The sequence below is a fragment of the Cupriavidus sp. H18C1 genome (assembly GCF_049311595.1).
Classification (GTDB): Bacteria; Pseudomonadota; Gammaproteobacteria; order Burkholderiales; family Burkholderiaceae; genus Cupriavidus; species Cupriavidus cauae.
On the sequence record NZ_CP186008.1, the window covers coordinates 2,609,232 to 2,630,479 of the forward strand.

At 68.8% G+C, this 21,248-nt stretch carries 16 protein-coding genes and 2 pseudogenes; 7 read left to right on the forward strand and 11 right to left on the reverse strand.

Going from position 1 to position 21,248, the window contains the following annotated elements; genetic code table 11:
• Positions 1-428: 428 nt before the first annotated feature.
• From OJJOAM_RS12140 to ubiA, 3 genes are all read left to right on the forward strand, one after another.
• Positions 429-1,877 (forward strand): catalase, encoded by a 1,449-nt coding sequence (locus OJJOAM_RS12140; protein ID WP_422648091.1) that lies wholly within the window; start codon positions 429-431, stop codon positions 1,875-1,877.
• A 170-nt stretch (positions 1,878-2,047) separates the two neighbouring features.
• Positions 2,048-2,533: a Dps family protein gene (locus tag OJJOAM_RS12145; RefSeq protein WP_149316666.1), complete on the forward strand. Its 486-nt coding sequence runs from the start codon at positions 2,048-2,050 to the stop codon at positions 2,531-2,533.
• 236 nt (positions 2,534-2,769) lie between these two features.
• A complete protein-coding gene (gene ubiA, locus OJJOAM_RS12150; protein WP_150083385.1) occupies positions 2,770-3,627 on the forward strand; it encodes a 4-hydroxybenzoate octaprenyltransferase in 858 nt (285 codons plus the stop codon).
• Between the two features lie 104 nt (positions 3,628-3,731).
• Here the strand turns inward: ubiA and proC are convergent, their stop codons facing one another.
• Positions 3,732-4,571, reverse strand: coding sequence for a pyrroline-5-carboxylate reductase (gene proC / locus OJJOAM_RS12155; RefSeq protein WP_422648092.1), 840 nt, complete (start codon positions 4,569-4,571; stop codon positions 3,732-3,734).
• Positions 4,572-4,675: 104 nt separating this feature from the next.
• Positions 4,676-5,404 (reverse strand): YggS family pyridoxal phosphate-dependent enzyme, encoded by a 729-nt coding sequence (locus OJJOAM_RS12160; RefSeq protein ID WP_422648093.1) that lies wholly within the window; start codon positions 5,402-5,404, stop codon positions 4,676-4,678.
• Positions 5,405-5,494: 90 nt separating this feature from the next.
• On the opposite strand from OJJOAM_RS12160, the gene OJJOAM_RS12165 reads away from it, so the two are divergent.
• On the forward strand, positions 5,495-5,989 hold the full coding sequence (locus OJJOAM_RS12165) for a glutathione peroxidase (RefSeq protein WP_422648094.1): 495 nt from the start codon (positions 5,495-5,497) through the stop codon (positions 5,987-5,989).
• Between the two features lie 231 nt (positions 5,990-6,220).
• Here the strand turns inward: OJJOAM_RS12165 and OJJOAM_RS12170 are convergent, their stop codons facing one another.
• The 9 genes and pseudogenes from OJJOAM_RS12170 to OJJOAM_RS12210 all read right to left on the reverse strand — a co-directional run bounded on the left by OJJOAM_RS12170 (position 6,221) and on the right by OJJOAM_RS12210 (position 16,918).
• Complete coding sequence (locus OJJOAM_RS12170; RefSeq protein WP_422648095.1) at positions 6,221-7,777, reverse strand: glycine betaine uptake BCCT transporter; 1,557 nt, start codon at positions 7,775-7,777, stop codon at positions 6,221-6,223.
• A gap of 176 nt (positions 7,778-7,953) precedes the next feature.
• Positions 7,954-8,676, reverse strand: a complete 723-nt coding sequence (locus tag OJJOAM_RS12175; protein WP_006578593.1) for an LrgB family protein — start codon at positions 8,674-8,676, stop codon at positions 7,954-7,956.
• A complete protein-coding gene (locus OJJOAM_RS12180; RefSeq protein WP_422648096.1) occupies positions 8,673-9,077 on the reverse strand; it encodes a CidA/LrgA family protein in 405 nt (134 codons plus the stop codon). Before OJJOAM_RS12180 ends, OJJOAM_RS12175 begins: the two co-directional genes overlap by 4 nt.
• 68 nt (positions 9,078-9,145) lie before the next feature.
• A complete protein-coding gene (glcF, locus tag OJJOAM_RS12185; protein ID WP_150083381.1) occupies positions 9,146-10,390 on the reverse strand; it encodes a glycolate oxidase subunit GlcF in 1,245 nt (414 codons plus the stop codon).
• Positions 10,391-10,537: 147 nt separating this feature from the next.
• On the reverse strand, positions 10,538-11,641 hold the full coding sequence (gene glcE / locus OJJOAM_RS12190; protein ID WP_422648097.1) for a glycolate oxidase subunit GlcE: 1,104 nt from the start codon (positions 11,639-11,641) through the stop codon (positions 10,538-10,540).
• Positions 11,642-11,786: 145 nt separating this feature from the next.
• Positions 11,787-12,752 (reverse strand): ion transporter, encoded by a 966-nt coding sequence (locus OJJOAM_RS12195; protein WP_422648098.1) that lies wholly within the window; start codon positions 12,750-12,752, stop codon positions 11,787-11,789.
• A 16-nt stretch (positions 12,753-12,768) separates the two neighbouring features.
• A pseudogene (locus OJJOAM_RS12200) lies at positions 12,769-14,294 on the reverse strand (FAD-linked oxidase C-terminal domain-containing protein).
• Positions 14,295-14,549: 255 nt separating this feature from the next.
• On the reverse strand, positions 14,550-15,440 hold the full coding sequence (locus OJJOAM_RS12205) for a LysR substrate-binding domain-containing protein (protein WP_149316676.1): 891 nt from the start codon (positions 15,438-15,440) through the stop codon (positions 14,550-14,552).
• 56 nt (positions 15,441-15,496) lie between these two features.
• A pseudogene (locus OJJOAM_RS12210) lies at positions 15,497-16,918 on the reverse strand (FAD-binding oxidoreductase).
• A gap of 209 nt (positions 16,919-17,127) precedes the next feature.
• On the opposite strand from OJJOAM_RS12210, the gene OJJOAM_RS12215 reads away from it, so the two are divergent.
• The 3 genes from OJJOAM_RS12215 (at position 17,128) to dnaJ (ending at position 21,139) form a co-directional block, all read left to right on the forward strand.
• A complete protein-coding gene (locus OJJOAM_RS12215; protein ID WP_053822473.1) occupies positions 17,128-17,679 on the forward strand; it encodes a cob(I)yrinic acid a,c-diamide adenosyltransferase in 552 nt (183 codons plus the stop codon).
• Between the two features lie 185 nt (positions 17,680-17,864).
• Positions 17,865-19,820 (forward strand): molecular chaperone DnaK, encoded by a 1,956-nt coding sequence (gene dnaK, locus OJJOAM_RS12220; protein WP_422648099.1) that lies wholly within the window; start codon positions 17,865-17,867, stop codon positions 19,818-19,820.
• 185 nt (positions 19,821-20,005) lie between these two features.
• Positions 20,006-21,139: a molecular chaperone DnaJ gene (gene dnaJ / locus OJJOAM_RS12225; protein WP_006575623.1), complete on the forward strand. Its 1,134-nt coding sequence runs from the start codon at positions 20,006-20,008 to the stop codon at positions 21,137-21,139.
• Positions 21,140-21,248 lie beyond the last annotated feature (109 nt).

Sequence of the window (21,248 nt, forward strand, 5' to 3'; positions counted from 1 at the left end):
CCGCCTTTTCCTCGCCGTCTGCCGCCTCGTTCCGCCTTCTTCCACCGCTTCCCCCCGCCTGTTAGCTTTACGCTATATCATAGTTTTAAATAATTAAATTCTCATACCAATAGGTGATTGTTAAACTCCTTCCATCGACGCACGATACCGCTCGCAGAAGGAGTCAGCATGAACCGCAACCGTCCCTTGCCGTTGCCCGCCCCGGGCGCCGTCTGGCGCGACCTGCGCCATCAACTGACCGACTGCCTGGCCTGTTTCGCCACCGTCTATTGATGGGCGACAGCCCGCGGCGGCGTCACGGCGGCATCGCAAACGGCGCGTAGTCTCGCGGTCGTTCATGCAGCCGTTTCGCGCATCCCGGTATTTCCGTATTTCCGGTATTCCCCCGGTTTCTCCGTACCACCCTATCCCCACCAGCAGAGGTCACGATGAGCAAGGACAAGGACACCCTCACCACCGCCGCCGGCGCGCCGGTCGCCGACAACCAGAATTCGCTGACCGCCGGCGTGCGCGGTCCGATGCTGCTGCAGGACGTCTGGTTCCTGGAGAAGCTCGCACACTTCGACCGCGAGGTCATTCCCGAACGGCGCGTGCATGCCAAGGGCTCGGGTGCCCACGGCACCTTCACCGTGACGCACGACATCACGCAGTACACCAAGGCCTCGATCTTCGCCGAGGTCGGCAAGCAGACCCCGCTGTTCCTGCGCTTCTCGACGGTGGCCGGCGAGCGCGGCGCCGCCGACGCCGAGCGCGACGTGCGCGGCTTCTCGGTCAAGTTCTATACCGACGAGGGCAACTGGGACGTGGTGGGCAACAACACGCCGGTGTTCTTCGTCCGCGACCCGCTCAAGTTCCCCGACTTCATCCACACGCAGAAGCGCAATCCGCGCACCAACCTGCGCGATCCGATCGCGGTCTGGGACTTCTGGTCGCGCCATCCGGAATCGCTGCACCAGGTCACGATCCTGATGAGCGACCGCGGCCTGCCGCAGAACTACCGGCAGATGCACGGCTTCGGCTCGCACACGTACTCGTTCATCAATGCCGCGGGCGAGCGCTTCTGGGTCAAGTTCCACTTCAAGTCGCAGCAGGGCATCGCCAACTGGACCAACGAGGAAGCGGCGAAGGTCGTTGCCGGCGACCGCGAGAGCGCGCAGCGCGACCTGTACGAGAACATCGAGCAGGGCAATTTCCCGCGCTGGAAGCTGCAGGTGCAGATCATGCCGGAGGCCGACGCGGCGACGTATCGGATCAATCCGTTCGATCTGACCAAGGTCTGGCCGCATGCCGACTACCCTCTGATCGACGTCGGCGTGCTGGAGCTGAACCGCAATCCGGACAACTATTTCGCCGAGGTCGAGCAGGTGGCGATGAACCCGTCCAACATCGTGCCCGGCATCGGCTTCTCGCCGGACCGGATGCTGCAGGGCAGGCTGTTCTCGTACGGGGACACGCAGCGCTACCGGCTCGGCGTCAATCACCACCAGATTCCGGTCAACGCGCCGAAATGCCCGTTCCACAACAGCTTCCACCGCGACGGCGCGATGCGCGTGGACGGCAACCAGGGCAGCAAGCTGAACTACGAGCCGAACCGGCAGGGCGCCTTCGCGGCCGGCGAGCGCGCGGTCGAGCCGCCGCTGGCGGTCGGCGCGGTGGCGGACCGCTTCGACCATCGGGCGGACGACGACGATTACTACAGCCAGCCGCGCGCGCTGTTCCAGCTGTTCGACGAGGGCCAGCGCCAGCGCCTGTTCGGCAATATCGCGGCGGCGATGCAGGGCGTGCCGGCCGACATCGTGCAGGTCCAGCTCGCGCACTTCCGCAGGATCGACCCGGCCTATGCGGAAGGGGTGGAGCGGGCGCTGAACGTCCGCTGACGTACGCTGAACGCGCCGGCGCAGCGCGCCCGAACGGCCCGCGCGGGTTTGTCCGCGCCGCCGTTCGGATGCCATAATGCGATGCCGGGGCCGCTGGCGCAGAGCTGGCGGCCCCTGTCGCATTTTTTCCGCAGTTAGTCGTGGCCACATCAGAACGGAGCGTATCGATCATGGCGAAGAAGAACGAGATGAGCGTGAACATCGGGATTTCGGACAAGGACCGCAAGAAGATCGCCGAGGGCCTGTCCAAGCTGCTGGCGGACACCTACACGCTTTATCTGAAGACGCACAACTTCCACTGGAACGTCACCGGCCCGATGTTCAACACGCTGCATCTGATGTTCGAGACGCAGTACACCGAACTGGCGCTGGCGGTCGACTCGATCGCGGAACGCATCCGGGCGCTGGGCTATCCGGCACCGGGCACCTACAAGGAATACGCGCGGCTGTCGTCGATCCAGGAGGAAGAGGGCGTGCCCGAGGCCACCGAGATGATCCGCAAGCTGGTCGAGGGCCAGGAGGCCGTGGTGCGCACCGCGCGCTCGATCTTCCCGCTGGTCGAGGCCGCCGCCGACGAGCCGTCCGCCGACCTGCTGACCCAGCGCATGCAGACGCACGAGAAGACCGCGTGGATGCTGCGCTCGATGCTGGCCTGAGCGGGCTCGTGTCCTGACGATACCCCGCCGCCACTCCGGCGGCGTATCGTTCCAGGTGGCGGCAGGGGCCTCGCCAGGGGCGATCGATCTGCCCGCGACCGCCGGGCCACGATGCCGATCCTGATCCGATCCTCGTCCGCTCCAACCCGGTCCCTCGCCGGTCCTTCCGATCCCTCGCCGCTCCCGATCCCTCCGCCAATCCCGTGCCGCTGTCCCCGTCCCACCACCCGACCCCGATGTTCGAACGTCTCGCCCTGTACGCGCGCCTGGTGCGCATCGACAAGCCGATCGGCACGCTGCTGCTGCTGTGGCCGACCTTGTGGGCGCTGTGGATGGCCGCCGGCGGGCCGCCGCCCTGGCCGATCTTCTGGATCTTCGTGGTCGGTACGTTCCTGATGCGTTCGGCCGGCTGCGCGATGAACGACTGGGCCGACCGCGACTTCGACAAGCACGTGAAGCGCACCCGCGAGCGGCCGTTGACGGCCGGGCGCATCCAGCCCTGGGAGGCGCTGGCGGTGGCCGGCACGCTGGCCGTGCTGGCCTTCCTGCTGATCCTGCCGCTCAATGCGCTGACCAAGTGGCTGTCGGTGGTGGCGGTGATCGTCGCGGCGACCTATCCCTTCTTCAAGCGCTTCTTCGCGATTCCGCAGGCGTACCTGGGCATCGCCTTCGGCTTCGGCATCCCGATGGCCTTCGCCGCGGTGCAGGAGCAGGTGCCGCCAGTGGCCTGGCTGATGCTGCTGGCCAATGTGTTCTGGTCGGTCGCCTACGACACCGCGTATGCGATGGTCGATCGCGACGACGATCTGCTGATCGGCATGAAGACTTCGGCCATCACGTTCGGCCGCTTCGATGTCGCGGCGATCATGATCTGCTACGCCGGCTTCCTGGCGCTGATGGCGCTGGCCGGTGGCATGCTCGGACTGGGTTGGCCGTACTGGCTCGGCCTGGCGGCGGCCGCGGCGACCGCCGTGTACCACTACACGCTGATCCGCGGGCGCGACCGCATGCAGTGCTTTGCGGCGTTCCGCCACAACAACTGGCTCGGCGCCTGGGTGTTTGCCGGCACCGCGCTGGCGTACGCGCTGCGGTAGTCCTGTCGTTGTCGCATAGGGGGACCAGCGACCTCGGGAACGAGCGGTGCCGGAAAGTCACGGTCTCCCCGCCTGCGCGGGGACGACCGTCCTGCAATCCCGCCTCAACCCTCCCGGCCGAATTCCTCGCCCATTTCCGCGCCGCGCGCCGCCGCGGCGTGCACGGCCTTGACGAAGGCCTCGCCCACGCCCGACTGCTCCAGTACCGTCAGCGCGGCGTAGGTGGTGCCGCCCTTGGACGTCACCCGCTCGCGCAGCGTCGCGACCGGCTCGCTCGATTGCGCCGCCAGCGCGGCCGCGCCGCGGAAGGTCTCGATCGCCAGCTGGCGGCCCTGTGCCGCGCTCAGGCCCAGCTCGGTGGCGGCGCGCTCCATCGCCTCGATCACGTAGAACACATAGGCCGGGCCGCTGCCCGAGACCGCGGTGACCGCGTCCATCTGCGCATCGTTGTCCAGCCACACGCATTGGCCGACCGCCTCGGCCAGCGCGGTGGCGACGGCGCGGTCCTCGGCCGACAGGGCGGCCGGCGCGCTCAGCCCCGTCATGCCCTTGCCGGCCAGCGCCGGCGTATTCGGCATCGAGCGCACCACGCGCGCATGGCCGCCGAGCCAGCGCTGGATGTCCTGCAGGCGAATGCCGGCGGCCACGCTGATCACCAGGCCGCGGCTGCCGGCGGTGCGCAGATGCGGCAGCAGCTGCTCGGCCGCCTCCCGGAACTGCTGCGGCTTGGTCGCCATCACGATCACGTCGCTGCCGGCCAGTTCGACGTCGGGCGTCTCGACGGTATGCACGCGCTGCTCGCGCGCCAGCCGTTCGCGCGCGGGCGCGTAGGGGTCGGCGACGCGGATCGACGAAGGCGGCACGCCGCGGGCGATCAGGCCGCCGATCAGGGCGGTGGCGAGGTTGCCGCCGCCGACGAAGCCGAAGGTCAGAGTGGTGAGCATGGGTGGTCTCGCTGTGAGTCGGGGAATCGGGGAATCGGAGAATCGGAACGTGGGCAGCCGGTCCCGGGACGGTCCGGGCCAGTCCGGGCAGAGTCAGGGCCGCGTCAGGGCGCGCCGGCCGGGTTCATGCCGCTTCCGGCCGGCCGCGCGCGGGCGCCGAAGATCGCGGTGCCGACCCGCACGATGGTTGCGCCTTCGGCCACCGCCGCTTCGAGGTCGCCGGACATGCCCATCGACAGCGTGTCGACCGCCAGGCCGTCCTCGCGCAGCGTGGCCAGCAACGCGCGCAGCGCGGCGAAGGGGCGGCGCTGCGCCGCGATATCGTCCGCCGGCTCGGGAATGGCCATCAGCCCGCGCAGATGCAGATTGGGCAGCGGGGCGATGGCGCGCGCGAGGGGCAGCACGTCGGCCGGTACGACGCCGCTCTTGCTGGCCTCGCCGCTGATATTGACCTGGATGCAGACCTGCAGCGGTCCCATCGAGGCCGGGCGCTGCGCCGACAGCCGCTCGGCGATGCGCAGCCGGTCGACCGAATGGACCCAGTCGAAGTGCTCGGCCACCGCGCGGGTCTTGTTGCTTTGCAGGGGGCCGATGAAGTGCCACGACAGCTGCTCGCGCAGCGATGCGAGCGCGGCGATCTTGTCCAGGCCTTCCTGCACGTAGTTCTCGCCGAAGGCCCGCTGGCCGGCCTCGAAGGCCTCGCGCACCGCGCCGGGCGGGAAGGTCTTGGACACCGCCAGCAGCAAGACGTCGCCGGCCGCTCGGCCCGCCTCGAGTTCGGCGGCGGCAAGGCGCCGCCGCACGGTTTGGAGATTCGCGGCTATGACCGACATGGTTCGGCAAACATCGAAAGAAACGGTTGGCAACAAGGGGTAGGCCATTATAGTGTTTGCTCCCAACCCATTCGCCGACAGGAACACGCCATGGACAACGTCTACCAGTTCAGCGCCGAATCGCTGGCCGGCCAGCCGGTCTCGCTATCGCAGTTCGAGGGCAAGGTGCTGCTGATCGTCAATACCGCCAGCGAATGCGGCTTCACGCCGCAGTACGCCGGCCTGCAGCGGCTGCACGAGCGCCATGCGGCGCGCGGTTTCGCGGTACTCGGCTTTCCGTGCAACCAGTTCGGCAAGCAGGAACCCGGCGACGCGCAGCAGATCGGCCAGTTCTGCGAAGCGCGCTTCCAGGTCAGCTTTCCGATGTTCGCCAAGATCGACGTCAACGGCGCCAATGCGCATCCGCTGTACCGCTGGCTGACCGGGCAGAAGCCCGGCCTGCTCGGCATCGAGGCGATCAAGTGGAACTTCACCAAGTTCCTGCTGCGCCGCGACGGCACGGTGTACAAGCGCTATGCGCCGACCACCAAGCCCGAGGACATCGAGGCCGACATCGAGACGCTGCTGGCCGAGCCGGCGCGCTGAGGCCAAAGGCAAAGCCGAAGCCGAGGCAGCAGCGCCAGAACCGCGCCGAAACCGCGCCCTAAACGCGCCCCAAACCGCGCCCCAAACCGCGCCCCAACCGCGCCCCAACCGCGCCCCCAACCGCGCCCCAGCCGCGCCCCAACCGCGCCCCAACCGCGCCCCAACCGCGCCCCAGCCGCGCCCCAACCGCGCCCCAACCGCGCCCCAACCGCGCCGGCCGCCGGGCGGCGCTCAGTCCTGCGGCGGCCCGGCCGGCGGCTGCGTTTCGCGGTCGCGCAGCAGCCGCTCCAGCAGCCGGTCGCGCGCGCGGTGCCGCCGCTCCAGCCGGGTCGACTCCTCGTCGAGCGCGCGGAACAGGCTGACGCACATCGCCGCCATCACCATCGCGAAGGGCAGCGCCGCCAGGATCGACATCGACTGCAGGCCCTTCAGCCCGCCGGACACCAGCAGCACGCCGGCGATCAGCGCGATCAGCACGCCCCAGATCAGCTTGAGCCGCGCCGGCGGACGCGGATTGCCGTGGTCGGACATCATGCCGAGCACGAAGGTGGCCGAGTCGGCCGAGGTCACGAAGAACACCGCGACCAGCACGATCGCCAGGATCGAGGTCAGCGTCGCCGCCGGATAGGCCTCCAGCAGCGCGAACAGCGCCAGCGAGGGGTCCTGCTGCACCGCCTGCACCACCGGCACGTTGTCGAACATCGAGGCGTACAGGCCCGCGCCGCCGAACACGCCGAACCACAGGAAGCTGATCAGCGTCGGCGCCAGCAGCACGCCGACGACGAACTCGCGGATGGTGCGGCCCTTCGAGATGCGCGCGATGAAGGTGCCGACGAAGGGCGCCCACGCGATCCACCAGGCCCAGTAGAACAGCGTCCAGTCGGCCACCCAGGTGCCCTTGCTGAACGGCGTCATGCGCATGCTCATGCCGACCAGGTTGTCGAGGTAGGCGCCGACCGTGGTGGTCAGCGCGTCCAGGATGAACGAGGTCGGTCCCAGCACGAACACCGTCAACAGCAGCAGCACGGCCAGCACCATGTTCAGGTTGCTGAGCCACTGGATGCCGCGCGTCAGGCCGCTCAGCGACGACAGGATGTACAGCGCGCCGGCCACCGCGATGATGATCAGCTCGACCGCGATATCGTTGGGCACGCCGAACACCCGGTACAGGCCCGCGTTGATCTGCAGCGCGCCCAGCCCGAGCGAGGTGGCCACGCCGAAGGCCGTGGCGATCAGCGCCAGCACGTCGATCCACTTGCCGAGCGGCCCGTTGGCGCGCGCGCCGATCAGCGGCTCGAAGGTGGTGCTGATCAGCATCGGCCGGTCGCGGTTGAACTGGAAGAAGGCCAGCGCCAGCGCGACGATCGAGTAGGCCGCCCAGGGATGCAGCCCCCAATGGAAGAAGGCGTAGCGCAGCCCGGTGCCGGCCGCCTGCGGGGTCAGCGGTTCGAGGCCGAGCGGGGGCGTGCTCAGGTGGGAGACCGGCTCGGCCACGCCCCAGAAGACGAGGCCGATGCCCATGCCGGCGGCGAACAGCATCGAGAACCAGCTGAGCCGGTGGAACTGCGGTTCGGCGTCCTCGCCGCCGAGCCGGATGTTGCCGAAGCGGCTGAACGCCAGGTACAGCGCGAACACCAGGAAGCCGAACATCGACAGCAGGTAGAACCAGCCGAAGCGCGCGATCACGCCCGTCAGCAGCCATTGCATGGTCGCGCCGAGCTGGTCGGGCGCCAGCGCGCCCCACAGCACGAACAGCGAGACGAGCGCCAGAGCGAGCTTCAGTACCATCGCGTTCTCCCTTCGGTTGTCGTTCGGTCCTGCGGCGCCGGGCGCGAGCGTGTTTGGATGCGTTCGGCTGCGTTCGGGGAAGCTCAGCCAGGCTCAGGCGTGCCCGGGCCCGCGCCCAGGCCCGCGCCCGGGCACGCCCAGGCGCATGCCTGCGTGTAGCAGCCGCGAAAACCGGTTCAGCGCGGCATCCACGTCGCCAGCAAGGGCACCAGCACCGCGGTCAGCACGCCGTTCAGGCCCATGCCGAGCGCGGCGAAGGCGCCGGCCTCCTGATTGACCTGGAAGGCCCGTGCGGTACCGATGCCGTGCGCCGCCAGCCCGGTGGCGAAGCCGCGCACGCTGTAGTCGCGCATGCCGAGCAGGTTCAGGATCTTGGTCGCGCTGATCGCGCCGATGATGCCGGTGCCCATCACCAGCACCGCGGTCAGCGACGGCAGGCCGCCGATCTTCTCGGCCACGCCCATCGCGATCGGAATGGTCACCGACTTGGGCGCCAGCGAGCGCACCACCTCGGGCGAGGCGCCCAGCAGCCACGCGATGCCGACCGCCGACACCACCGCGACCAGCGAGCCGGCCAGCAGTCCGCCCAGCAGCGGCAGCACGTGCGCGCGCAGCTTCGGCAGCTGCTGGTAGAGCGGCACCGCCAGCGCCACCGTCGCCGGGCCGAGCAGGAAGTGCACAAACTGCGCGCCGTCGAAGTAGGTCTGGTACGGCGTGCCGGTCACCGTCAGCACCGCGACCAGCAGCGCGACCGAGATCATCACCGGATTGGCCAGCGGCGAGAAACGCGCGCGTTCGTAGATGCGGAAGGCGAACACATAGGCCAGCAGCGTCGCGGTCAGCCCGAGCAGCGGGCTGGCCGCCAGATAGACCCAGATCTCGTTCAGGCGTGGGGTCATTGGCGCTCTCCCGCATCGGTGGCGGCATCGTCCGCGGAGGACGCCGGGGAGGCCGGAGAGGCCGGAGGTTTGCGCATCAGCGCGCGCGTGACCAGCGCCGTGGTGGCGATCGCCAGCCAGGTGGACAACACCAGCGCGACGATGATCGGCATCCATTCGCCGCCGATGCGGCTGCCGTGCACCATGATGCCGACGCCGGCCGGCACGAACAGCAGCGACAGATGCTTGAGCAGCTCGGCGGTGGTGCCCTGGATGATCGCCAGCAGGCGATCGTCGATCGCGAGCCAACAGAACAGCAGGATCATGCCGATCACGGGACCGGGCACGGGCAGGCGCAGCGCGTAGCTGAACACCTCGCCCACGGATTGGAATACCAGCAGGATGGCAAGCGTCTGGAGCATGCGAGGGGCAGGTTGGTCGGCCAGGCGGAATCACCGCGATTCCACCGGCGGCAGCCTCCCGCGCACCGTCAACCGAGCATGCGATCCACCAGTTCGATCCAGTGCAGCACCGGCGTCTGCGTGCCGCTTTGCAGATGGGTGATGCAGCCGATATTGGCGGACACGATGGTGTCCGGCTGCGTGGCCTGCAGTTTGGCGAGCTTGTCGTCGCGCAGGCGATAGGCCAGGTCCGGCTGCAACACCGAGTAGGTACCCGCCGATCCGCAGCACAGGTGGCTGTCAGCGCAGAGTTTGACCTCCACGCCGAGTGCGGTCAAGAGCGCCTCCACCTTGCCGCGAATCTGCTGGCCGTGCTGCAGCGTGCAGGGCGGGTGCCATGCGACACGCTGCGCGGGCGGCGGCGCGGCCTCGGCCAGGCGTTGCAGCGGCTCGGCAAACGCGGGCAGCAGTTCGGACACGTCGCGCGTCAGCGCCGAGATGCGCGCCGCGCGTTCGGCGTACTTCGGGTCATGGCGCAGCAGATGGCCGTACTCCTTGACCATCACGCCGCAGCCCGAGGCGTTCATCACGATGGCTTCGGCGCCGGCCTCGACGTGCGGCCACCATGCATCGATATTGCGGCGCATATTGTCGAGCCCGCCCGGATGGTCGCCATTGTGGTAACGGATTGCCCCGCAACAACCTGCCTCGGGCGCGACCACCATCTGCACGCCGAGACGATCGAACACGCGCGCGGTCGCGGCATTGATGTCGGGCGACATCGACGGCTGCACGCAGCCGGCCAGCAGCAGCATCTTGCGGGCGTGCTCGCGTTGCGGCCACGCGCCGGCCGGCGCGGCCACCGGTACCTTGTTGCGCAGCACCTCGGGCAGCAGCGGACGCACCAGCTGTCCCATGCGCATCGCCGCGCCGAACAGGCGCGGGCGCGTCAGGCCTTCGCGCAGCACCCAGCGCGCGATGCGCTGGCGGGCCGGACGATGCAGGCCCTGCTCGGCCAGCCGCTCGTCGACGACCTGGCGGCCGATGTCGACCAGCCGGCCGTAGGTCACGCCCGATGGGCAGGTCGATTCGCAGTTGCGGCAGGTCAGGCAGCGGTCCAGATGCAGGCGCGTGCTTTCGGTGACGGGGTTGCCCTCGAGCACCTGCTTCATCAGGTAGATGCGCCCGCGCGGGCCGTCGAGCTCGTCACCGAGCAGCTGGTAGGTCGGGCAGGTCGCGGTACAGAAGCCGCAGTGCACGCACTTGCCGACGATGGACTTGGCTTCTTCGCCATCGGGCGTGTCGCGGAGGAAATCGGCCAGGGTCGTTTGCATGATAGGGACCAGAGTGGTTGTCGCGCCGGCTTGTCGATTGGCTTGTCGTCTGGCTTGTCGCCTGTGTTTGTCGTGGGGACTTGCCGGGGCGTTTGTCTAGCGGATCGGGGCCGGGCGCGGAATGGAGCGCGGAATCGATCGGGGGATTCAAATGTCCGGGTACAGCCGCCCCGGATTGAAGATGCCGGCTGGATCGAAGGTCGCCTTCAGCCGCGCGTGGATCGCCATCAGCGGCGCGGACTGCGGCGTGAACACGCCCTCCGACTTGTCGCCGTGGCGGAACAGCGTCGCGTGCCCGCCCGCGGCCTGCGCGATGGCGCGCACCTGCGCGGCCGGTACCGGCTGCGCGGGAATCCACCAGCGCTGGCCGCCGCCCCATTCGATCAGCTGCGTGCCGCCCGCCGACGGCAGGGACAGCGGCGCGGCCGTGGTCGGCAGCGCCAGGCGCCACAGCGGCGCACCGGCATGGGACGGCGCGAAGAACGGATGAGTCTGCTCGCGCAGCGCCCGCCACAGCGCCTGCGCCTCGCCTAGCTCGATCGCCTCGCCGCCGAGACGCTCGCGCGCGGCGCGCAACGCCGCCGCCGCGCCGGACAGCCGCACGTGCAGCACGCCGTCGTGCCAGACCGAGGCCGCGATCGGCAGCGGCTGGCCGCCCCACTGGTTCAGGCGTTGCAGCGCGTCGGCCTCGCCCAGTTCGAAGCGCAGCGTGGCGTCGTCGAACGGCACAGGCAGCACCTTCAGCGAGACTTCGAGAATCAGGCCCAGCGTGCCGAGCGAGCCGGCGATCAGCCGCGACACATCGTAGCCCGCGACGTTCTTCATCACCTGGCCGCCGAACTGCAGCGTGTCGCCGCGGCCGTCCATCATCTGCACGCCGAGCACGAAGTCGCGCAGCGCGCCGACCGACTGCCGGCGCGGACCCGAGAGGCCGGCCGCGACCGCGCCGCCCAGCGTCGCGCGGCTGACGCCGTCGGCGCCGGCGAAGTGCGGCGGCTCGAAGGCCAGCATCTGGCGCCGTTCGGCCAGCGTCGCCTCGATCTCGGCCAGCGGCGTGCCGCAGCGCGCGGTGATCACCAGCTCGGCCGGGTCGTAGTCGACGATGCCGGCATGGCCGCGCGTGTCCAGCAGCTCGCCCTGGGGCGGCTGGCCGTAGAAATCCTTGCTGCCGCCGCCGGTGAAGCGCAGCGGCGTGCGGCTGGCGGCGGCGTGCCGGATGGCATCGCGGAAGGCGTCGAGCTTGTCTTGCATGGCGTGGGCAGGGGATGGCTAGGGTTCTGGTTGTCTTCGGTTCAGGCGCTTGGGGGCGGCACATGGCCGCGCCCGGCGGGCGCTTCTGTTCTGTCGTTCTGTCGTTCTGTTGTCCTGGCGTTCCGTCGTTCGTCGCCGCGGGACGTCAGGTCTGGTCGCCGACCTCGACCTGATAGGGCGGCAGCTTCTTGCCGCAGTGCTTGCAATAGGAGGCGTCGGGGTCGTGCCCCTCGGTCAGGCAATGCACGCAGGTGCGCGTCGTCAGCGGGCGCCGGATGATGCTGGCGGCCAGTTCCGCGCCGACGATGCCGGTCGGGAAGGCGATGATGCCGTAGCCGAGCAGGATGGTCAGCGAGGTGATGAACTGCCCCACGGCGGTCTTCGGCACCATGTCGCCGTAGCCGGTGGTGGTCAGCGTCACGACCGCCCAGTACATGCTGCGCGGGATGCTGACGAAGCCGTTCTCGGGCCCCTCGACCACGTACATCACGGTGCCGAGGATCACGGTGATGATGAACACCGTGCCGAGAAACACGGCGATCTTGCGGCGGCTGTTGGCCAGCGCGCGATAGAGGATCTGCGCCTCCTCGAAGTAGACCGTCAGCTTCAGGATCCGGAACACGCGCAGCAGCCGCAGCAGGCGCACGTCGATCAGGAAGGCCAGCTCCGGCATGAAGAAGGCCAGCCAGGTCGGCATGATCGAGATGAAGTCGATGATGCCGAAGAAGCTGAACACATAGCGCAGCCGCCGCCGCACCACCAGGATGCGCATCACGTATTCGGCGGTGAACAGCAGCGTGAACATCCACTCGAGCACCGTGAAGCCCACGCCCAGCCGCGCGTGGATCGCCGGCACGCTGTCGAGCATCACCACCATCACGCTGGCGACGATGGCCAGCAGCAACGCGACGTCGAACTGCCGGCCCTCGCGGGTATCCGCCTCGAAGATGATCGTGTACCAGCGCTGGCGCCAGCCGGTCTCCGGCTTGCCCAGGTACTGGCGCACGAACGCTTCCTGGCGCCGGCGCGGATCGTCGCGCTGGGGCTGGCGTGGCGCCTGGCGAGGGGCCTTGCCGGAATCCTGGTGGGAGGCTTGGCGGTAGTCGGCCATCGGCGTCGGGCCTCGCTCAGAAGCGCGGCAGGTCCGGATGTGGCAGCAGGCCGCGGCGCACGTGCATCTTGCCGTATTCGGCGCAGCGCGCCAGCGTCGGAATGGCCTTGTCCGGATTGAGCAGCCGCGCCGGATCGAAGGCCGCCTTCACGCGCAGGAAGGCCTCGCGCTCCTCGGGCGCGAATTGCACGCACATCGAATTGAGCTTCTCGACGCCGACGCCGTGCTCGCCGGTGACGGTGCCGCCGAGTTCGACGCAGGTCTCCAGGATGTCGGCGCCGAACAGCTCGGCGCGCTGCCACTCGTCATGGTCCGCGCCATCGAACAGGATCAGCGGGTGCATGTTGCCGTCGCCGGCATGGAAGACGTTGATGCAGCGCAGGCCGTACTTGTGCTCCATCTGCTCGATGCGCTTGAGCAGCGTGCCGATGTGCTTGCGCGGGATGGTGCCGTCCATGCAGTAGTAGTCGGGCGAGATCCGGCCCGCGGCGGGGGAAGGCGTTCTTGCGGCCGCTCCAGAAGCGCAGCCGCTCGGGCTCGCTTTGCGACACCGCGATGCGGGTCGCGCCGGACGCGCGCAGCACCTCGCTCATGCGCTCGATTTCCTCGGCCACTTCCTCCGGCGTGCCATCGGACTCGCACAGCAGGATCGCGGCGGCATCGAGGTCGTAGCCGGCATGGACGAATTCCTCGACCGCGGCGGTGGCCGGCTTGTCCATCATCTCCAGCCCGGCCGGGATGATGCCGGCGGCGATCACGTCGGCGACCGCGTTGCCGCCTTTCTCGACGTCGTCGAAGCTGGCCATGATGACCTGCGCCAGCTGGGGCCGCGGCACCAGCTTGACGGTGACCTCGGTGGTGACCGCCAGCATGCCCTCCGAGCCGATCAGGACCGCCAGCAGGTCCAGGCCCGGCGCGTCGGGCGCGGCGCTGCCGAACTCGACCACGTCGCCTTCCATCGTGATCGCGCGCACGCGCAGCACGTTATGGACGGTCAGGCCGTACTTCAGGCAATGCACGCCGCCGGAATTCTCGGCGACGTTGCCGCCGATGGTGCAGGCGATCTGCGACGACGGATCGGGCGCGTAGTACAGGCCGTACGGCGCGGCGGCTTCGGAGATCGCCAGATTGCGCACGCCGGGCTGGACGATCGCGGTGCGCGACAGCGGATCGATCGACACGATGCGCTTGAACTTGGCGAGCGACAGCACCACGCCGCTGGCGATCGGCATCGCGCCGCCGGACAGGCTGGTGCCGGCGCCGCGCGGCACCACGGGCACGCGCAGCCGGTGGCACAGCCGCAGGATCGCGATCACCTGTTCCTCGGTATCGGGCAGCACCACCGCGAGCGGCACCTGGCGATAGGCCGCCAGGCCGTCGCATTCATAGGGCACGGTGTCTTCGGGGCGCGTCAGCAGCGCGGGCTCGGGGAGGATGCGCGCGAGTTCGCGCAGCAGCTCGGCGCTCTGCTCGGGCGAGAGCGCGGCGGCCAGCGCGGCGGAGGAGGCCGCGGGGGAGGGCAGCGTCTTGCGGGGCGTTCATGGCGACTCCTGTATGGCCTCGCGGCCCTGGCGGCGCGGGCGAGGCGGGGGACGGCAGACTATAGCGTAGGCGACGGCCGCGCAGCCGCCGCCGCACGTGAATTCGGCGCGCCGCGCCGATCAAAATCGCTCATGCCGCGGCGGCATGGCGGTCCTGCCGGCCGTGCGGCGCCGCCGGTTGGCCCCGCACCGAGGCCGGGCCGGACCGGGCGGCGGCCGGTCGCGCGCCAGGGGGCCGCCGGGCCGCAGCCGGGCCTTACCACTCCAGGCTGAGCAGCCAGTCGACGAAGTAGCGGGCCTCGGGTTTGAGCGGCGCCTGTTCGCGCTCGACGATGTAGTAGCCATGCGGCGACTCCGATTCGATATCGAGCAGCCGCACCATCTGGCCCAGCGACAGCCAGTGCCGCGCCATGCGCTGGCGCACCAGCGCCACGCCCTGGTTCGAGGCGACCGCCTCCAGCATGAAGCCGATGTCGTTGAACTGCGGGCCGCTCTGCGGCTCGGGCCAGTCCAGCCCGGCGGTCTCGAACCACGGCTTCCACGGCTCCAGCGGACTGCGCAGCAGCACCAGATTGGCCAGGTGCTCGGGCCGCGTGATCGCGCGTCCGTCGATCCGTTCATAGTACTCGCGCCCGCAGGCCGGAAACACCGGCTCCACCAGCAGCCGCGTGGTCTTCAGGTCCGGGTAGCGGCCGGTGCCATAGCGGATCTCGACGTCGGTGTCCTCGGCCTTCACGTCGAGGAAGGGGATCGCCAGCTGCAGTTCCAGGTCGATATGCGGATAGAGCGCCCCGAACTCGGGCAGCCGCGGCACCAGGTGCTGGCGGCCGAAGGTCGGCGGCGTGGCGACCCGCAGCCGCGTGCGCATCTTGTTGTACTCGGGCCGGGCCAGCTCGTTCAGCGACTTGAGGGCGTCCTGCACATTGCGCAGATAGCGCGTGCCCGCCGCGGTCAGCCGCAGCGCGGTGTTGGCGCGCACGAACAGGTCCTCGCCCCAGAGCTCCTCGAGATTCTTGATCCGGTGCGACACCGCGCTGGGCGTCACCGACAGCTCCTCGGCCGCGCGGGCGAAGCTGCCCAGCCGTGACGCCGCCTCGAAGGCGATCAGCAGATGGAGCGGCGGGATGCGGTTGAACAGCGCGGCCATGGGCGGTTTCGGGTGGGCTTGAGGGGGGCAGCTCAGCGGTTCAGTGATTTAGCGCTTCAGCGGCTCGGACGGAAGATCTTGCCCGGGTTCAGGATGCCGTTCGGGTCCAGCGCTCGCTTGATCGCGCGCATCACGTCGAGCGCGTCCTCGCCATGCTCGCTGACCAGGAAGTCCATCTTGTGCAGGCCGACGCCGTGCTCGCCGGTGCAGGTGCCGCCCATCGCCAGCGCGCGCGAGACGATCGCCGCGTTCAGCGCCTCGGCCTGTTCCAGCTCCTCGGGCTTGTCCGGGTCGGTCAGGATCGCCACGTGGAAATTGCCGTCGCCGACGTGGCCGACGATCGGGCAGGGCAGGCCGGACGCGATCAGGTCGCGCTCGGTTTCGACCACGCAGTCGGCCAGCCGCGAGATCGGCACGCAGACGTCGGTCGTCACCGCGCGGCAGCCCGGCTTGAGCTGCAGCATCGCGAAGTAGGCGGTATGGCGGGCGTTCCACAGCCGGCTGCGGTCTTCCGGCCGCGTCGCCCATTCGAAGCCCTGGCCGCCATGCTCGGCGGTGATCTGCTGCACGGTCTCGGCCTGCTCGCGCACGCCGGCCTCGGTGCCGTGGAATTCGAAGAACAGGTGCGGGCTTTCCGGCAGCGTCAGGCGGTCGTGGCGGTTGATCGCGCGGATCGCCAGCGCGTCGACGAACTCGACGCGCGCCACCGGCACGCCCAGCTGGATGGTGTCGATCACGGCCCGCACCGCGCTGCCCATGTCGGGGGAAGGCGCAGACCGCGGCCGAGATCGCCTCGGGCTGCGGATACAGCCGCACCGTGATCTCGGTGATGATGCCCAGCGTGCCTTCGCTGCCGACGAACAGCCGGGTCAGGTCGTAGCCGGCGGAGGACTTGCGGGCGTGGGTGCCGGTCCGGATCACGCGGCCGTCGGCGGTCACCACGGTCAGCGCCAGCACGTTCTCGCGCATGGTGCCGTAGCGCACGGCGTTGGTGCCCGACGCCCGCGTCGCGCACATGCCGCCCAGCGAGGCGTCGGCGCCCGGGTCGATCGGGAAGAACAGGCCGGTGTCCTTGATTTCCTGGTTCAGCTGCTTGCGGGTGACGCCGGGCTGCACCGTGACGGTCAGGTCCTCGGGCTGGACCGCCAGCACCTGGTTCATCTGCGACAGGTCCAGGCTGATGCCGCCGGCCACGGCCAGCAGATGGCCTTCCAGCGATGAACCGGCGCCGTAGGGAATCAGCGGCACGCCATGGGCGTTGCACAGCCGGGCGACCTCGGCCACCTCCCCTCGGTGCTGTGGGCGAACACCACGGCATCGGGCGGGGCCGGCGGAAACGGCGATTCGTCGCGGCCATGGTGCTCGCGCACGCCCGCCGAGGTGGTGAAACGCTCGCCGAAGCGCGCCTGCAGGGCGTCGGCCACCTCCGGCGGCAACGGACGGCGAGTCAGATCGGCGTGGGGCGTGGGATGGTTCATGCTGGTCTCCGGCGGGGCTGGGCGGGCCAGGCAGGCTGCTTGGCCTTGTCTGGCTGCGGTCGGCATGGACGGTCGTCGTTCATTGCGACCGGGCGAGCCGCCGCCCGTGTCAGGATGCGGCCGCACGGGGCGGCCCGGTGTTGCGGATCCCGTTATTCTACGCCGCGTGCATGGCGCGCCATAATGCGGCATCGAGACGGAGGACTTCCATGGGCAATCGATTGAGCCGGATCGCCACCCGCACCGGCGATGCGGGCACCACCGGGCTGGGCGACGGCAGCCGTACCGGCAAGGACAGCCTGCGCATCGCCGCCATCGGCGAGGTGGACGAACTGAACGCGCAGCTCGGCGTGCTGCTGACCGAGGCGCTGCCCGACGACATCCGCGCGGCGCTGCTGCATATCCAGCACGACCTGTTCGACCTGGGCGGGGAGCTGTCGATCCCCGGCTACACCCTGGTCAAGCCGGAGCAGGTCGCTCAGCTCGACGACTGGCTCGCGCACTACAACGCCGACCTGCCGCGGCTGGCCGAATTCATCCTGCCCGGCGGCACCCGCGCGGCGGCGCTGGCCCATGTCTGCCGCACCGTCTGCCGGCGCGCGGAACGGGCGCTGGTCGCCCTCGGCGCGGTCGAAGCGGTCAACGAGGCGCCTCGCCAGTATCTGAACCGGCTGTCGGACCTGCTGTTCGTGCTGGCGCGCGTCGCCAACCGGGCCGGCGGGCAGACCGACGTGCAATGGCAACGCGGCCGCAAGAATTGATTTGACATAAGTGACGATTCGGGCGGATTCTCGCCCCCGGCGGCGCCGGCGCCCGGCGCCCTAAAAACCAACAAAATTACTCGGATTTGCCGGTTCCGCCCTTGAAAAGGTGCCGGCCGGCCACACTTCGGCCTCAGGTTGAGTTGAGGCCGCGCGGATAGCGATGGCTCAAGAGGAGAGAATAAATGGGTAAGATCATCGGTATCGACCTCGGTACCACCAACAGCTGCGTCGCGATCATGGAGGGCAACACGCCCAAGGTGATCGAGAACTCGGAAGGGGCGCGTACCACCCCCTCGGTCATCGCCTACATGGAAGACGGCGAGATCCTGGTCGGCGCCCCCGCCAAGCGCCAGGCAGTGACCAATCCCCGCAACACCCTGTACGCCGTCAAACGGCTGATCGGCCGCAAGTTCGAAGAGAAGGAAGTCCAGAAGGACATCGGCCTGATGCCGTACTCGATCGTCAAGGCCGACAACGGCGACGCCTGGGTGTCGGTGCGCGACCAGAAGCTGGCCCCGCCGCAAGTCTCGGCCGAAGTGCTGCGCAAGATGAAGAAGACCGCCGAGGACTACCTCGGCGAGCCGGTGACCGAAGCGGTCATCACCGTGCCGGCGTACTTCAACGACGCCCAGCGCCAGGCCACCAAGGACGCGGGCCGCATCGCCGGCCTGGAGGTCAAGCGCATCATCAACGAGCCGACCGCGGCCGCGCTGGCCTTCGGCATGGACAAGAACGAGAAGGGCGACCGCAAGATCGCGGTGTACGACCTCGGCGGCGGTACCTTCGACATCTCGATCATCGAGATCGCGGACGTCGACGGCGAGAAGCAGTTCGAAGTGCTGTCGACCAATGGCGACACCTTCCTCGGTGGCGAGGACTTCGACCAGCGCCTGATCGACTACATCATTGGCGAGTTCAAGAAGGAGCAGGGCGTCGACCTGTCCAAGGACGTGCTCGCGCTGCAGCGCCTGAAGGAAGCCGCCGAGAAGGCCAAGATCGAACTGTCGAGCTCGCAGCAGACCGAAATCAATCTGCCGTACATCACGGCCGATGCCTCGGGTCCGAAGCACTTGAACCTGAAGATCACGCGCGCCAAGTTCGAAGCGCTGGTCGAGGAACTGATCACGCGCACCATCGAACCGTGCCGCATCGCGATCAAGGACGCCGGCGTCAAGGTCAGCGACATCGACGACGTGATCCTGGTCGGCGGCATGACGCGCATGCCGAAGGTGCAGGAGCAGGTGCGCGAGTTCTTCGGCCGCGACGCCCGCAAGGACGTGAACCCGGATGAAGCCGTTGCCGTCGGCGCGGCGATCCAGGGCTCGGTGCTGTCCGGCGATCGCAAGGACGTGCTGCTGCTGGACGTGACTCCGCTGTCGCTGGGCATCGAGACGCTGGGCGGCGTGATGACCAAGATGATCAGCAAGAACACCACGATCCCGACCAAGCATGCGCAGGTGTTCTCGACGGCCGACGACAACCAGCCGGCGGTGACCATCAAGGTCTACCAGGGCGAGCGCGAGATGGCCAGCGGCAACAAGCTGCTGGGCGAGTTCAACCTGGAAGGCATCGCTCCGGCGCCGCGCGGCATGCCGCAGATCGAGGTGTCGTTCGACATCGACGCCAACGGCATCCTGCACGTCGGTGCCAAGGACAAGGCGACCGGCAAGGAAAACCGGATCACCATCAAGGCGAATTCGGGCCTGTCGGAAGAAGAGATCCAGCGCATGGTCAAGGACGCCGAGGCCAACGCCGAGGAAGACCGCAAGGCCCGCGAACTGGCCGACGCGCGCAACCAGGCCGACGCGCTGGTGCACTCGACCCGCAAGGCGCTGACCGAGTACGGCGACAAGCTGGAATCGGGCGAGAAGGAAAAGATCGAGGCTGCGATCAAGGAACTGGAAGACGCCGCACGCGGCGGCGACAAGACCGAGATCGACGCCAAGGTCGCGGCGCTGTCCGAAGTCAGCCAGAAGCTGGGTGAGAAGGTCTACGCCGACATGCAGGCCAAGGCGGGCGAAACCGGCGCCGCGGGGGCTGGTGCCGGCGCCGGCGCGGCCGGCGGCGCGCACGAAGCGCAGCCGCAGGACGACAACGTCGTGGATGCCGAGTTCAAGGAAGTCAACGACAAGAAGTAATGCGACGGACATGGGATGGCGCGGGCCTTGCGCCGGCGCCATGCCTGTCCCGACGCCGGGCGGCGGATATCGGACCAAGCGCGGACCTGCGGGCCGGCGCCGTCGGATTTCCCCGCTCGGCTTTTTGCTATTCGTCGACCGGCGCGCATGTGCGCACGGGTCGGCCAATCAGGGTTTGAGCCACCATGGCAAAACGTGACTACTACGAAGTGCTCGGGGTGGGCAAGAACGCGAGCGACGACGACATCAAGAAGGCGTATCGCAAGCTCGCGATGAAGTACCACCCGGACCGCAATCCGGACAGCAAGGATGCGGAGGAGAAATTCAAGGAGGCCAAGGAGGCCTACGAGATGCTCTCCGATCCCGAGAAGAAGGCGGCCTACGATCAGTACGGCCACGCGGGCGTGGACCCGAACATGGCGGGCGGCTTCGGCGGTGCCCAGGGCTACGGCGGCTTCGCCGAGGCCTTCGGCGATATCTTCGGCGACATCTTCGGCCAGGCGGCCGGCGGCCGGCAACGCGGCGGTCCGCAGGTCTATCGCGGCGCCGACCTGCGCTACAGCATGGAGATCACGCTCGAGCAGGCCGCGCACGGCCACGAAGCGCAGATCCGCGTGCCGCACTGGGACGACTGCGACCACTGCCACGGCAACGGCGCCGAGCCGGGTTCGCACGTCGAAACCTGCCCCACCTGCAAGGGCATCGGCCAGGTCCGCGTGTCGCAGGGCTTCTTCACGATGCAGCAGACTTGCCCGAAGTGCCACGGCACCGGCAAGTACATCCCCAAGCCGTGTGTCAAATGCCACGGCCAGGGCAAGATCAAGACGCAGAAGACCCTCGAGGTCAAGATCCCGGCCGGCATCGACGAAGGCATGCGGATCCGCTCGACCGGCAACGGCGAACCCGGCATCAACGGCGGGCCGCCGGGCGACCTTTATGTCGAGGTCCATATCAAGCCGCACCCGGTGTTCGAGCGCGACGGCGACGACCTGCATTGCCAGATGCCGATCTCGTACGCCACCGCCGCGCTGGGCGGCGACCTCGAAGTGCCGACGCTGAACGGCAAGGCCAGCTTCCCGGTCCCCGAAGGCACCCAGACCGGCCGCACCTTCCGCCTGCGCGGCAAGGGCATCAAGGGCGTCCGCTCCGGCACGCCGGGCGACCTCTACGTGCACGTCAACGTCGAGACGCCGGTCAAGCTGACCGAGGCCCAGAAGGAACTGCTGCGCCAGTTCGACCGCTCGGTCCACGAAGGCGGCTCGCGGCACAGCCCGCAGGAGCAGTCCTGGCTGGATAAGGTGAAGAGCTTTTTTAGCTGAGCCATGTTCTCCCGCGGTCCGCGGGAAACAACAAAAAGCCGCGCCCTTGGTTGGGCGCGGCTTTTTTTGTTGGTGCGGGGATCGTTGTGTGCCGGCTATGCCGGCTGGA